The following is a 13,264-nucleotide window of genomic DNA, read 5'->3' on the forward strand; positions in this document are numbered from 1 at the left end:
CCGCCCGCCGCTACTTCAAAAACGACACCCACTCCATCATCGTCAAAACCCTCCAACTCCTCGCCCGCCGAGGAGAAGTCGACCCGCAAGCGCCGGCCCAGGCAATCGAGAAGTACAGCCTCCTCGACGTCAACGCCGGCACCACCGGAGGGGCAGGCGGCGAAAGCTAGGCCTCCAGCGAAGCCAAGCAACATCCCGACGGCGGTCCGCATCGAAAGGTGCGGACCGCCGTCGGGCTTTAACAATCGCCCCACGGCACGAATCGGCGCGGCCAGCGCGTGACGCGTACCAATCGCAGTTGTAGCCTTCGCACAAATGGAGCTTGTGGATGATGCGCCGTATGCTCAAAGCATGGCAGAGCCGATTCAATCCCCCGCAAAACGCAAAGGGGCTGCGCGCGCGGTAACACCGGAAAAGGCGGAGACCCTCAAGCGGCTCCGTGCCAATGTGGGGCAACTGTCCACCACCACCATGCGCAAGCTCGAGAAATCGTTGCCGTGGTACAGCCGGCTGAGCTCGGACGAACGCTCAGCCTTGGGCCTGGTGGCCCAAAACGGAATCGCTGCTTTCGTGACATGGTACGAACGTCCGAGCTCGCCGTCGTGGATCCTGACGGATGTCTTCGGGAATGCCCCCACCGAGCTGACCCGCTCCATCAGCCTGCAAAAGGCCCTCCAACTGATCCGGATCGTCGTTGAAGTTGTGGAGGACCAGGTCCCCGTGATCGCGCCCGAAGCCGACCAACCTTCTTTGCGCGAAGCCGTCCTGCGCTATTCGCGGGAAGTGGCGTTCGCGGCCGCCGATGTCTACGCCCGCGCCGCCGAGTCCCGCGGTTCCTGGGACACGAGGCTCGAAGCGCTGATCGTGGACGCGATTCTGCGTGGCGAAAATACCGATGCCCTTCGTTCCCGGATCGCCGCCCTCGGCTGGAAGGCCCAGGAGCGCTTCACCGTGATGGTGGGAAACTCGCCCTCGGAACCCAGCGCGAGCTATGTGAGCGAATTGCGCCGCACTGCCGGACGCTACGCGGAGGATGCCCTGGTTGGCATCCAGGGCGACCGCCTCATCCTGATTCTGGGTGGCGTGCAGGACCGCGACACCGCGTACCTGAAACTGAGCGAACTGTTCGCCCCGGGGGCCGTCGTGTACGGGCCGGAGGCCGGTTCCCTGCTGGAGGCGAGCAGCTCTGCCCAGGCAGCATTTGCGGGGCTCACCGCCGCCAGGGCGTGGCCGTCGGCTCCGCGACCGGTAGCCGCCGACGACCTCCTCCCGGAACGCGTCGTCTCAGGCGACGACGCCGCACGACGTTCCCTCATCAAGAACATCTACCGGCCACTGCTCGCTGCTTCCAACGGCCTTGTCGAAACCCTCGGCACCTACCTGGAACTGGGCCATTCCCTCGAAGCAACAGCCCGCGAACTGTTCGTCCACGCGAACACGGTGCGGTATCGTCTCAAGCGCGTCTGCGACGTTACAGGGTGGGACCCGCTCCTCCCACGGGAGGCGTTCGTGCTCCAAACTGCGTTGGTCGTGGGCAGGCTTTCGGCCCAGCCAAAGGCCACGTCGGAGCGTCACGGTACCCGATCCGCGGGTTGAACCGTTGTAGACTTCCTACAATCTGACCCAGTGAGCTTGGTGTACGCAAACACCAGTAGTTCGCGCGGCAATTTGGAAAGCTGGTTACGTGCTTGCAATCGTCTGCCCTGGACAGGGCTCCCAGACCCCTGGATTTTTGGCCCCTTGGCTGGAGCTTCCTTCCGTAGAAGGCCATTTGGCCTCCCTGAGCGAAATCGCAGGCATCGACCTCAAAGCCCACGGCACTACCTCAGATGAAGAAACCATCAAGGACACCGCCGTCGCGCAGCCCTTGATCGTCGCCGCAGGGCTCGTGGCAGCGAAATCGCTGTTCGACGTCGAACTCAGCACCCTTCCGATCGTCCTTGCAGGCCACTCGGTCGGGGAAATCACGGCCTCGGCGCTTGCCGGCGTCCTGAGCGAGGAAGAAGCCATGGCGTTTGTCCGCGAACGCGCCAACAACATGGCCGCTGCCGCTGCCGTCACCCCCACGGGCATGAGCGCCGTCGTCGGCGGCGATCCGGCCGAAGTTCTATCGGCGATTGAAGCTGCCGGCGCGACTCCCGCGAACGTCAACGGCGCCGGCCAGACCGTTGCCGCAGGAACGTTCGAACAGCTGCAGGCACTAGCTGACAACCCGCCGGCCAAGGCCAGGGTCATCCCGCTGAAGGTCGCCGGAGCTTTCCACACCTCCCACATGGCTCCGGCCGTCAGTGCGCTTGAAGCGCTCCGTCCTTCGCTCAAGCCGCAGGCGCCCACGGTGCCGCTGCTCTCGAACTTCGACGGCCAGGAGGTCACGGACGGCGGCGCCGCCGTCGAAAGCCTGATCGCCCAGGTCTCGCGCCCGGTGCGTTGGGACCTCTGCATGGAGAACCTGGCCCAGCGCGGGGTCACCGGACTCATCGAGCTCGCACCCGCCGGCACACTGACCGGGCTCGCCAAGCGCGGCATGCCGGGCGTAAAAACCGTTGCCGTCAAGACCCCGGATGATTTGTCAGCCGCACTCGCACTCTTCGCGGAATTGGAAGGAGACGCATGAGCGCCCCTGTACTCAAGCAGGCACCGACGAACGCCTACTCACGCGTTATCGGCATCGGGGCATACCGCCCCGACATCATGGTCACCAATGACGACGTTTGCCAGTGGATCGACTCCTCGGACGAATGGATCCGGCAGCGCACCGGTATCGTGACCCGCCACCGCGCCGCAGCAGACGTCAGCGTCATCGACATGGCCGAGGGAGCCGCCCGGGAGGCACTCAAGCACGCCGGCATTGAGGCTTCCCAGCTCGGTGCCGTCATCATCTCCACCGTCACGCACCCTTATGCCACGCCGTCTGCGGCTGCCGCCCTCGCCGATCGTTTGGGCGCCACCCCGGCACCGGCGTTCGACATTTCCGCAGCATGCGCAGGCTACTGCTACGGCATTGCCCAGGGCGATGCCTTGGTCCGATCGGGCGCGGCTGAGTACGTCCTGGTGATCGGCGCCGAGAAGCTCTCAGACGTCATCGACAACCACGAGCGGACCATCTCCTTCCTCCTCGGCGACGGCGCCGGCGCCGTGATCATCGGCCCGTCCGACACGCCCGGCATTTCCCCTTCGGTCTGGGGGTCCGACGGCAGCAAGTGGAACGCGATCGGGATGACGCATTCCCTTGACGAGGTCCGCAACCTTGGCGAGACTGCCCGTCATTCGGATGAGTCCGACGATCAGGCCATTATTTCCGCAGCACAGGATGTTTGGCCGACCCTCCGGCAGGACGGCCAGACGGTCTTCCGTTGGGCTGTCTGGGAAATGGCGAAGGTCGCCCAGCAAGCTCTCGACGCCGCAGGGATCGAAGCAACGGACCTGGCCGCGTTTGTCCCCCACCAGGCGAACATGCGGATCATCGATGAGATGGTCAAGAAGCTCAAGCTTCCTGAGACCGTGGTGGTTGCTCGTGACATCGCGGATGCGGGAAACACCTCTGCCGCCTCCATCCCGCTGGCCACGCACCGGCTCCTGAAGGAGAACCCCGCGCTCAGCGGCGGCCTTGCCTTGCAGATCGGCTTCGGTGCAGGACTTGTCTTCGGTGCCCAGGTAATCGTTCTTCCGTAAGTCCGGGGAGCGCCTTCCTTCCAATTGAATAGTGCTTTGAAACAAGCCGTATCCGCGGTTTGCCCCCATTTCCGGCAATAGCCGGCCCAACAAGAAAAGGAGCCAACTATGGCTAGCAACGAAGAAATCCTGGCCGGCCTGGCTGAAATCGTGAACGAAGAGACCGGCCTCGCCACCGAAGCCGTGGAGATGGACAAGTCCTTCACCGAGGACCTGGACATCGACTCCATCTCCATGATGACCATCGTCGTCAACGCTGAAGAGAAGTTCGGCGTGCGCATTCCGGACGAAGAGGTCAAGAACCTCAAGACCGTCGGCGACGCCGTCAACTTCATCTCGAACGCACAGGCCTAGTCCGACCTCCACTGTGCCGGGCTTCGGGTGCGCCCTGTTGCATCCGAAGCCCGGCACAGCTGCTATATCTCCCAGAGTTTTTTCCCGCCGCCCCAGTGAGAACACCACGCGGGTCGGCTGGTCCGACAGAGAGTGATCTCATGGCACGCAAAGTAGTGATTACCGGTCTGGGCGCCACAACGCCCATCGGCGGCGACGTCCCCACGATGTGGAAGAACGCGCTCAAAGGGGTCTCCGGTGCCCACACACTCGAGGACGAGTGGGTCGCCAAGTATGACCTTCCGGTCCACTTTGCCGCCCGGTGCTCGACGCCGGCCCTCGAGGTCCTGAGCCGTGTTGAAGCCAAACGCATGGACCCGTCCACACAGTTCGGTGTCATCGCGGCCCGCGAGGCCTGGGCAGATTCCGGTATCACGGAAATCGACCATGATCGACTTGCCGTGGCTTTCGCTACGGGCATCGGCGGCGTCTGGACGCTGCTGGACGCTTGGGACACCCTCCGGGAAAAGGGTCCCCGCCGGGTCCTGCCCATGACGGTCCCCATGCTCATGCCGAACGGCGTCGCCGCCGCGGTCAGCCTTGACCTGGGTGCCCGCGCCGGTGCGCACACCCCGGTTTCCGCTTGCGCTTCCGGCACAGAAGCGATGCACCTCGGCCTGGACCTCATCCGCTCGGGCAAGGCCGACGTCGTCGTGTGCGGTGGTGCCGAAGCCGCCATCCACCCGATGCCCCTCGCCGCGTTTTCCTCGATGCAGGCGCTCTCCCGCCGCAACGACGATCCCGAGCACGCGTCGCGGCCATATGACCGCGACCGCGACGGCTTCGTCATGGGTGAAGGCGCAGGCGCCCTGGTCCTGGAAGCCGAAGAGCACGCGATCGCCCGCGGTGCGCGCATCTACGCTGAGCTCGCCGGTACTTCGGTTACAGCTGACGCCTACCACATCACGGCGCCCGACCCCGAAGGCCTGGGTGCTACCCGCGCTTTGAAGGCTGCCATGTTCGACGGCCGGATCCAGGCTGAGGACGTCGTCCACGTCAACGCCCACGCCACCTCGACGCCCGTGGGTGACAAGCCTGAGTACACGGCGCTCCGCGCCGCCCTGGGCGCCCAGGTGGACAATGTTGCCGTCTCCGCCACCAAGTCGCAGATGGGCCACCTGTTGGGCGCTTCAGGGGCCGTTGAAGCAGTGCTGACCGTTCTTGCCGTCTACGAACGCCAGGCTCCGCTGACCATCAACCTCGAGAACCAGGATCCGGAGATCCCGCTCGACGTCGTCACTTCGGCACGCGCGTTGCCCGCCGGTGACATTGTCGCTTTGAGCAACTCCTTCGGTTTCGGCGGCCACAACGCCGTCGTCGCCATCCGCAACGTCTGATATTTGCGGTAGCTTCAACGCACAAGCCAGGCACAAGAGGAGGGCCCCACCGTGGTGGGGCCCTCCTCTTTGCTATGGAAAACAGTCCTTGGTACTTCGTTCCGCCATTGGCGGAGTCCAGTGCCCGGGCCGGAGGCCTAACCGACCTGGTGAAGCCAGCGCACGGGAGCACCTTCAGCTGCATGGCGGAAGGGCTCAAGCTCTTCGTCCCATGCCTCACCGAGGGCCAAGGAAAGCTCGTGGTAGACAGCAGCAGGGTCTCCCGCCGCCGACTCGTAGGCGTAGCGGATGCGGTCCTCAGTCACCATGATGTTGCCGTGAACATCGGTGACAGCATGGAAAATGCCGAGCTCGGGTGTGTGGGACCAACGTGCACCGTCCACGCCTTGGCTCGGCTCCTCGGTCACTTCGTAGCGAAGGTGCGCCCACCCGCGCAGTGCAGACGCCAGCTGGGCACCGGTCCCAGGGACTCCTGTCCAAGAGAGCTCGGCGCGGAACATTCCGGGCGCGGCAGGTTGAGGGGTCCACTCAAGATCGGTCCGCTTGTCAACGACCGATCCGATGGCCCACTCGACGTGAGGGCACAACGCAGTAGGGGCCGAATGCACAAACAGGACACCGCGGGTTGTTGCAACAGACATTCCATCCTCCATAGCTGTAGGTACGTCTTCCCCAACGACCTCTGCTCGGATGAAATTTTGTTGCGCGGGTGCCGCGCTGTTCCGGTTTCCCTACCTATCTATGATTTTCCGCAGCGGAAGAACATTCAAGTTTAGGTTGATAGTTCCCCCGCAGTGCTTTCATTTTGCCGTACGGGCCGGAATTACGCCAGTGCGATTCATGGACGGACGGATTTCCTCCCTTGAGACTGTTTTTGTGACTGCTCCTTAAGACTGTCGTAGTGTTGCCGCCTCCTGGCCTCTAAGCGCGGGGGTGGGCTTGTTGGTAGCTCTTGCGAAGCCGGTCCACCGACACATGGGTGTAGATCTGGGTTGTCGCGAGGCTGCTGTGTCCCAGAATTTCCTGCACTGCCCGCAGGTCCGCGCCGCCGTCGAGCAAGTGGGTGGCTGCGGTGTGGCGCAGCGCGTGCGGTCCGGTTGCGGCGGTATCCCCCAAAGCGCCCAGGAGATCGTTGACGACGCTGCGGGCCTGGCGTTGATCGATGCGGTTACCCCGTGAACTGAGAAAGAGCGCCGGTCCGCTGCGCTCGTTTGCGAGCCGTGGACGGCCGCGGCGGAGCCAGTCGTCCACGGCCTGAGCGGCGGGCACCCCGTAGGGCACCGTCCGTTCCTTGTTGCCTTTGCCAAGCACGCGAAGAGTCCGGCGATCCGAATCGAGATCGTCGATGTCCAGGCCGGCAAGCTCGCCGACGCGGATCCCTGTGGCGTAGAGCAATTCGACGAGGGCGCGGTTCCTCAAAGCCATCGGAGAGCCATCTGCGGCTGCCTCTGACAGGTTTTCGAAGATCCTGGAGACCTGTTGCTGGTGAAGGACTCCGGGGAGCGGGTGGTCCCGTTTGGGGGCTTGGAGGCGAAGGGCAGGGTCAGACGGGATGAGCTCCTCCCGCAGGGCCCAGGCGGTGAAGGCGCGGGCCGTCGCGGCATGCCGGGCGAGTGTTGCCCTGGACCGGCCGGATTCGCTTTGTGCGCCTAGCCAACGCCGAAGGGTGCCCAGCTCCAAGGCTGCGAGCTCCCCCACGCCCTCCGCGGCAGCGAAGCGCAGCAGGTTCTCGACGTCTGCGATGTACGCCCTCACAGTGTGGGCGGATCTTGCCCGTTCGCCCTCGAGGTAACGCCGGAAGTCATGGACAGACCGGGCGAGTGCTTCGGGGAGCGGAATCTCTTGCACCCTTCCACTGTGCCAGCCGTGGGACCGGGTGGTCAGCATCGCCACGTTTCCGGCGGGCGCATTCCGGCCATCGTCACCGTTGGCGGATGGACCTGTACATCCTGGAGTACTGCCACAGCAGCAACCCTTGCCAGACAGCGAAGAGAACCCAAAGCCATGCCGGGCCGTGGCCGCCTTGGACGAACAGGACGGCTCCCGCGATCAGAAGGAGACCGACTTGCTGTCCAATCACGAACCTCGCGGGCTGCGCCCTCGACTTCATCATGTGCACGTCATCCCTTCTCGATGGACCGGACCAGGAGCATCTATCCACAGAAGGGACGATCCACACGGCGTTCCCGTTTGACTGTAAGCAAATTTGGGGATAAGTGATAGTCGACTACAAAGTATTTAGTCCTGCTTCTTCGATTTTTCCATCCGCCGCTCACTGATACGGCCAAGCCCAACAGGCCCAGGCGCCTAAACCGGCCCTGACGGATTCGGGGCTGAGTCCTGCCACGACCGCGAGCTTCTCTACCGAGCTGGTTGAACGGACGGGCAGGGCATCCAGCAGGATCAGGTCCTCAAGGGTGAGTCCGTCGTGGTCCGAGGCAGCCCCGTCCTTGTCCGCAGCGAGCCCCTCGCCGCTCGATCCCGCCAGTCCGCCGCGTTGCTACTGCAGGCGCAGAGCGGCCGCCGCTATCTGGTCCGCCGCCTCATCAACATCTTCCATGGTGGTGAATCGGCCGAACCCGACACGGACGCTGGATCGGGCCGTGGCATTGTCAAGGCCAATGGCAAGGAGGACATGTGAGGGCTTTTGGTCGCTGCTGTTGCAGGCAGAGCCTGTTGACATGGCTACCCTAGGCACGGCTGACAGCAGGTCGACCGAGTCGACGCCCGGAATTCTGAAATTGAGGCAGTTCGGCAGCGTGTTGTCCAGGGGTGAGTTGACGGCTGCCGTCTGGACCTGGCTCGACAACTTGTGCCAAAACCTGGCTCTGAGTTCGAGGACCCTTTGGCGTTCCAGTGCGAAGTTCTCGCGTGAAATTTTCATCGCTTCGGCGAGACCTACGATGCCCGTGATGTTCTGTGTGCCAGGCCGGCGGCCGCTCTCCTGGCCGCCGCCGAACAACATGTTCTGGAAGCCCCCGTGGATGGCTTGGGTTTCCTTGTCGATGTAGAGCGCCCCGATGCCTTTGGGCCCGTATATTTTGTGACCGGAGAAGCTGATGAGGTTCGGACCCAATGTTGTGAAGTCAGGCGCGAGATAACCGATCCCCTGCGTGGCGTCACAATGAAAAAGGACTCCCGCCTTGCGGGTCACAGCTGCAATCTCCCGTATCGGCTGGATGGATCCGATTTCGTTGTTGGCCAGCATTACCGACACGAGCCTGGTGTTCGGTCTGATTGCGTCGGCGACGTCGTCAGCTGAGACGAATCATTGTGCGTCCACGGGCAGGAAGGTGGCTTCGCCGCCCCGTTCTTGAAACGCGAGGCAGGCGTCCAGGACGGACTTGTGCTCGATGACAGAAGTAATGACGTGGTTGCTGACCGGGCCGGCTGCGGTCGCGATGGCCCAATTGTTGGATTCCGTTGCCCCGGAGGTGAAAAACAGCTCGCTTGGCTTGCAGTTCAGCACTTTGGAGATGCTGCGGCGCGCCTTTTCGATCGCTTGCTGGCTTTTCAACCCCAGCATGTGCGGGCTCGACGGGTTTCCCCAAAGCTCCCTTGAAGCACGGTCCACTACATCGGCCACACGGTCATCGAGCGGGGTCGTGGCCTGATAGTCAAGGTAAATCATCAGATCTCCGGGTTGTAGTCGTCAGAGTTGAATATGACTGGGACGAAGTCCTGCGTTTCGGCGTAAAGAAAAATCAGAACCATTGCTTCCCTGGTTCCGGCACGCCTCTTCATGTACATTTCGGTGCCTTTGATGACTTTGTCCCGGTCGGCAACCCGAATGAAGTCGAACATTATCCGTGAGGTGCCGCTCCGGTTCCGCTCAAGGCTGCGGAACGAGATGTCCTCGAACTCGCTGACGATCAAGGGACAGCGCGGGATTCCAGTGCCCGCGTCGTTAAGCGCGCCGGCGATGACCCGGGGGTAGGAGTCCGAGTCGAACAGGATTTCTTTTCTGTCGAGGTGAAGTGTCGGGTCAGATTCCGGGGCTTTGAGCCAGTTCTTGATCTTGCGTGCGGCGCGGTTCCGCAATGTTTTCTCGCGGACAACACTGACCGAGGTACCAAAGGAATCGGCCATCTCCTGGAGGGGCGAAATATCTATGTCCTCCGCACGTACCGCTGTCAGGGTGCAGGCATCTTCGGAGCAGTCCATTCCGAGGTCATTAACCAGAACGGTGTATTGGGTTGCTGCACGACGCATCCCGTGGGTGATGCCCAGCATCCGGCCGAGGTCCAGGCCGGCCATCATTGAGCTCTTGGAAAAATCGTCGATCCCGGTGGGTGCGTCGAAGTATCCGCATGAGATCAGGACTTGAGTGTCCGGGGTCATGTCAAAGGACAGATCCAGTCCGTCTAGGAGCTCTTGAATATCCATTGCGGGAGCTGTCTTCATTGCGCTCTGACCTTCTCTGGTGAAGTTGATGATTCGGCATAGACGGCGACGCCTGCGCAGATGGTGAGAAGTACGATGCCGGTCACTTGCCGAAGATCCAGGCTTTGATGGAGGGCCACCGCACCCACGGCGGAAGCCAACGCGGGATCAAGGGCGGCTATCAGCGCGAACACCAGCCCCCTGAGCCGCTTCATGGCGAAGAGCTCCAACGCAAACGGAGCCAGCAGTGTCAAGACGGACACTATGAACGCGTGCAGGCCCAGCTCAGCCGTCAGCGGAACGGCGTGGTGAGGGGCGACCGCGAAGGCCGCCACCGAAACAGGAAGTGCCACCCAGAGACCCCTGCTGAGTGTGAGTACCGGGTGGCTGTCGGCTGGCATCGAGGTCCCGACATGGATGTATGCAGAGAGGAGCAGGCCGGTGGCAACTGCATAGAGCATGCCTTCGATGGCGGTGGTTGAGTTGTACGCAGGGATCATGAAGAGGCCGGCAACTGCCAGTGCCGCCGACACCCGGGCCGTCTTGTTCCGGGACCGGATGCATCCCAGGACCAAGGGCACAGTGAACTCAATGGAAACTGCCAAAGACAGATCAATGGTGAAAATCGCCTGGTAAAAGGTGACCTGCATCAATCCAAGCACCAGCCCGTACTTCAGGATGAACCGACCCGGCACCTGGGCCGATGATCTCATCAGGAAGATCAAGGGCAGGGTCAGGAGAGCTGCAATCCCGATTCGGAGAATGGTGGCACCTGCGGGTCCAATTGAGCCGATCAGGCCGACCGCTACTGCATTGCCGATCTGCAGGAATGTGAGGCTCGCAACGGAGGCCAGCACGCCTGCCTTGTGCCGGGGAAAGGTCTTCCCTTCCCGTGGATTCAACATTTGTGGCCCCGACCATAAGCACCAAGCAGGTGGGCAAATGACAGGGAAGGTGAGCCTTGAGTCCACGCAGAAACCGGGGCGGGCAGACGTATCCCGGCTACGAAAGTGTTTTTCACAAGAGGATCCCCAATTATCCAGAAGTGAGAGTCAGCACGCTGTTACGAATCGTTCGAGAACCTTTACACATGATTGCGACACCTCCAAATGATTTGTGACAAAAATGCGACATACGCATTCCTGTCTATGGCATCGCCAGGAGTAACAGCATGGAGCGCTATGCTCACGGGCTCGATCGCCGGGGATTTTCAAGGACCGGTCATGGCCGACCAGTGGTGCACCAAAGGGGTGTGCTTTCCCATCGTGAGCTACGGCATCGCCACCACAGTCAATGGCGACCTCGCTGCTACGATCAGCGCCGCGGACAGCGCCTCTACGAGGCAAAAAACCTGGGCAGGAACCGTATCGTCTCGGCCCGCACCGAAACAGCGAAGAAGTAGGGCTTCCCGCTGAACCTACGGGAGGATGCCAGCGGGGCGGCGGCCGGCTACTGTCGGGGCTGTGCGCCAAGGAGAACAGTGGAACCGGAAGCAAACGACCCTAGACAAACTTGGCGCTAACTGATAGTCGACTACCCTAACTTAGTTCCCTGTCTTCGACCTTTTCCATCCGCCGCTCACTGATACGGCCAAGCCCAACAGGCCCAGGCGGCCTAAACCGGCCCTGACGGATTCGGGGCTGAGTCCTGCCACGACCGCGAGCTTCTCTACCGAGCTGGTTGAACGGACGGGCAGGGCATCGAGCAGGATCAGGTCCTCAAGTGTGAGTCCGTCGTGGTCGGAAGCCTCCGTTTCCTTGTCCGCAGCGAGCCCCTCGCCGCTCGATCCCGCCAGTTCAGCGATCTCGCCGACGTCGGTGACGCACACTGCGGCGCCGTCCCGCAGGAGCCGGTGGCAGCCCGCGGAGTTGGCGGAGTGGATGGAGCCCGGAACGGCGGCGACCGTCCTGCCGATGGATTCGGCATGGTGCGCGGTATTGAGCGCGCCCGAACGCCAGCGTGCCTCGACCACAACGGTGACAGCCGCCAATGCTGCGATGATCCTGTTGCGTTGGAGGAATCGGTAGCGCGTGGGCGCAGAGCCAGGCGGAACCTCTGCGATTACCGCCCCCTGGTTTGCCACAGCACGCAGCAAATCTTCGTTCCCGGAGGGGTAGTACCTGTCCACTCCCCCGGCCATGACGGCGATGGTCGGCATATCGATAGTGGCGCCGGCCAAGGCGCCTCGATGTGCATGGGCGTCCACCCCGTACGCGCCGCCGGAGACGACGGTGTAGCCGCGCTGGCCGAGGCCATAGGCGAAGTCGCCCGTTACCGAGGCGCCGTAGCTCGTGCTGTCCCGTGAGCCGACAAGCGCCACGACCCGCCGAGCGGGCGGAAACTCCAATTCATGTCCGCGCCACCACAAACACAACGGCTCGTGCAGGCCGAGATCAGTCATCTGTGCCGGCCAGGCCGGGTCGTCCGGGATGATCATGCGGCCACCAAGGCGGTGCATGGTGGCGAGGTCCCGTTCCGGGGCAAGGTCCTTGATCCTCGGAGCCCACCGGCGCAACGCCGCAGCCAATTCAGCCCCGGTGGCGGCAAGCCCGTTGTCCACCAGCAGGGAGGCCATCTCCTGCCCGAGCCCCGGCCCTCCCGAAATCTCACCGGTCGCCACTCTGAGACCGTCAATGGCCCCCGCAGCCTGGACCAGCGCCAGCCCGGCAGCATCCTGCGGTTCCATCAACCGCGACAGTGCGGCGCGGGCCATTCGCTCCCTTTTCCGCTCCGGAGCTTCCGCTGTGAACGGCTGGGTGTGTTCAGTCATGTGGTGTCCTTTCATGCGGCAGCAACCGCCTGCCGCAAGCCGAGCGCTTGCCCGATGTCGTCGCGGCCGGGCTGGTCCCGGTGTCCCAGGTCGGCGAGCGTCCATGCCAAGCGCAAGACTCTGTCATAGCCACGCGCCGTGAGGATTCCGCGCTCCAACGAGGTGTCCAGGATTTTGGTGGTCGCAGAAGGGAGGCGCAGCTCGCCGCGCAGTACGCGCCCGGGAACCTGCGAATTGGTTTCCATTCCTAAACTCCCCAGGCGTTCGCGTTGCCGCGCCCGCGCGGCCTGGACCCTCCCTGCGACGGTAGCGGTGTCTTCCTCGGTGCCGGACTGCCCAAAGTCCGCGAGCGATACACGTTCCACTTGGAGTTGGATATCCACCCTGTCCAGCAGCGGCCCGGACATGCGGCCGAAGTAGCGGCGCCGCATCACCGGGGTGCAGGTGCAATCGACTCCCTTGCCTGTAGCCTTCCCGCAAGGACAGGGATTCGCCGCGAGGACCAGCTGGAAGCGGGCCGGATACGCGGCAGTGCCCGCCGAACGATGGATGACCAATTCACCGCTTTCGAGTGGTTGCCGCAGGGCATCCAGAACACGGCGTTCGTACTCGGGTGCCTCGTCGAGGAACAGGACGCCGCGGTGCGCCCGTGATGCCGCCCCGGGGCGCGGCAGGCCGGAACCACCGCCGATGATTGCCGCGGCGGTGG

General features: G+C 63.1%; 12 protein-coding genes and 2 pseudogenes. 5 read left to right on the plus strand and 9 right to left on the minus strand.

Translation table 11 applies throughout. The annotated features are described in order from the left end of the window. The first annotated feature begins 351 nt into the window (after window positions 1-351). From J2S96_RS19730 to fabF, 5 genes are all read left to right on the plus strand, one after another. Window positions 352-1,596 (plus strand): PucR family transcriptional regulator, encoded by a 1,245-nt coding sequence (locus tag J2S96_RS19730; RefSeq protein ID WP_306867482.1) that lies wholly within the window; start codon window positions 352-354, stop codon window positions 1,594-1,596. Between the two features lie 88 nt (window positions 1,597-1,684). Continuing rightward, window positions 1,685-2,614 (plus strand): ACP S-malonyltransferase, encoded by a 930-nt coding sequence (locus J2S96_RS19735; RefSeq protein ID WP_306867485.1) that lies wholly within the window; start codon window positions 1,685-1,687, stop codon window positions 2,612-2,614. Further along, window positions 2,611-3,672: a beta-ketoacyl-ACP synthase III gene (locus J2S96_RS19740; RefSeq protein WP_306867488.1), complete on the plus strand. Its 1,062-nt coding sequence runs from the start codon at window positions 2,611-2,613 to the stop codon at window positions 3,670-3,672. Before J2S96_RS19735 ends, J2S96_RS19740 begins: the two co-directional genes overlap by 4 nt. Before the next feature lie 108 nt (window positions 3,673-3,780). Continuing rightward, window positions 3,781-4,026 (plus strand): acyl carrier protein, encoded by a 246-nt coding sequence (locus J2S96_RS19745; protein ID WP_234758158.1) that lies wholly within the window; start codon window positions 3,781-3,783, stop codon window positions 4,024-4,026. 140 nt (window positions 4,027-4,166) lie between these two features. After that, window positions 4,167-5,402: a beta-ketoacyl-ACP synthase II gene (gene fabF / locus J2S96_RS19750; protein ID WP_306867491.1), complete on the plus strand. Its 1,236-nt coding sequence runs from the start codon at window positions 4,167-4,169 to the stop codon at window positions 5,400-5,402. 137 nt (window positions 5,403-5,539) lie between these two features. Here the strand turns inward: fabF and J2S96_RS19755 are convergent, their stop codons facing one another. From J2S96_RS19755 to J2S96_RS19795, 9 genes and pseudogenes are all read right to left on the minus strand, one after another. Next, the gene (locus tag J2S96_RS19755; RefSeq protein ID WP_306867495.1) at window positions 5,540-6,043 is read right to left on the minus strand and encodes a DUF3145 domain-containing protein; all 504 of its coding nucleotides are present in this window, start codon (window positions 6,041-6,043) and stop codon (window positions 5,540-5,542) included. A gap of 280 nt (window positions 6,044-6,323) precedes the next feature. Continuing rightward, window positions 6,324-7,289 carry a tyrosine recombinase XerC gene (locus J2S96_RS19760; protein WP_307015358.1) on the minus strand — a complete coding sequence of 322 codons (966 nt, stop codon included), beginning with the start codon at window positions 7,287-7,289 and terminating at the stop codon, window positions 6,324-6,326. Between the two features lie 34 nt (window positions 7,290-7,323). Then, window positions 7,324-7,515 (minus strand): hypothetical protein, encoded by a 192-nt coding sequence (locus tag J2S96_RS19765; RefSeq protein ID WP_306867500.1) that lies wholly within the window; start codon window positions 7,513-7,515, stop codon window positions 7,324-7,326. A 145-nt stretch (window positions 7,516-7,660) separates the two neighbouring features. Next, window positions 7,661-7,890 (minus strand): annotated as a pseudogene (locus J2S96_RS19770) (DNA-processing protein DprA); the annotation flags it as partial. 12 nt (window positions 7,891-7,902) lie between these two features. Further along, window positions 7,903-9,033, minus strand: a pseudogene (locus J2S96_RS19775) (cysteine desulfurase family protein). Continuing rightward, entirely contained in the window at window positions 9,033-9,806 is a 774-nt protein-coding gene (locus J2S96_RS19780; RefSeq protein WP_306867503.1) for a hypothetical protein, read from the minus strand. The pseudogene J2S96_RS19775 and the gene J2S96_RS19780 overlap by 1 nt, the downstream one beginning before the upstream one ends. Then, window positions 9,803-10,690 (minus strand): EamA family transporter, encoded by an 888-nt coding sequence (locus J2S96_RS19785; protein ID WP_306867505.1) that lies wholly within the window; start codon window positions 10,688-10,690, stop codon window positions 9,803-9,805. Before J2S96_RS19785 ends, J2S96_RS19780 begins: the two co-directional genes overlap by 4 nt. A 638-nt stretch (window positions 10,691-11,328) precedes the next feature. After that, entirely contained in the window at window positions 11,329-12,555 is a 1,227-nt protein-coding gene (gene dprA / locus J2S96_RS19790; protein WP_306867507.1) for a DNA-processing protein DprA, read from the minus strand. Between the two features lie 11 nt (window positions 12,556-12,566). Continuing rightward, a partial coding sequence (locus J2S96_RS19795) for an ATP-binding protein (protein ID WP_306867509.1) occupies window positions 12,567-13,264 on the minus strand: 698 nt, incomplete at its 5' end.

Source organism: Arthrobacter bambusae (assembly GCF_030812595.1).
In the GTDB taxonomy this organism is placed as follows: domain Bacteria; phylum Actinomycetota; class Actinomycetes; order Actinomycetales; family Micrococcaceae; genus Arthrobacter; species Arthrobacter bambusae_B.

Bases quoted from the DNA above. Each gene is read 5' to 3' on its own strand.
- J2S96_RS19730 (WP_306867482.1), top strand. From the start codon at position 352: ATGGCAGAGCCGATTCAATCCCCCGCAAAACGCAAAGGGGCTGCGCGC.
- J2S96_RS19740 (WP_306867488.1), top strand. From the start codon at position 2,611: ATGAGCGCCCCTGTACTCAAGCAGGCACCGACGAACGCCTACTCACGC.
- J2S96_RS19745 (WP_234758158.1), top strand. From the start codon at position 3,781: ATGGCTAGCAACGAAGAAATCCTGGCCGGCCTGGCTGAAATCGTGAAC.
- fabF (WP_306867491.1), top strand. From the start codon at position 4,167: ATGGCACGCAAAGTAGTGATTACCGGTCTGGGCGCCACAACGCCCATC.
- J2S96_RS19755 (WP_306867495.1), bottom strand. From the start codon at position 6,043: ATGTCTGTTGCAACAACCCGCGGTGTCCTGTTTGTGCATTCGGCCCCT.
- J2S96_RS19760 (WP_307015358.1), bottom strand. From the start codon at position 7,289: ATGCTGACCACCCGGTCCCACGGCTGGCACAGTGGAAGGGTGCAAGAG.
- J2S96_RS19765 (WP_306867500.1), bottom strand. From the start codon at position 7,515: ATGATGAAGTCGAGGGCGCAGCCCGCGAGGTTCGTGATTGGACAGCAA.
- J2S96_RS19780 (WP_306867503.1), bottom strand. From the start codon at position 9,806: ATGAAGACAGCTCCCGCAATGGATATTCAAGAGCTCCTAGACGGACTG.
- J2S96_RS19785 (WP_306867505.1), bottom strand. From the start codon at position 10,690: ATGTTGAATCCACGGGAAGGGAAGACCTTTCCCCGGCACAAGGCAGGC.
- dprA (WP_306867507.1), bottom strand. From the start codon at position 12,555: ATGACTGAACACACCCAGCCGTTCACAGCGGAAGCTCCGGAGCGGAAA.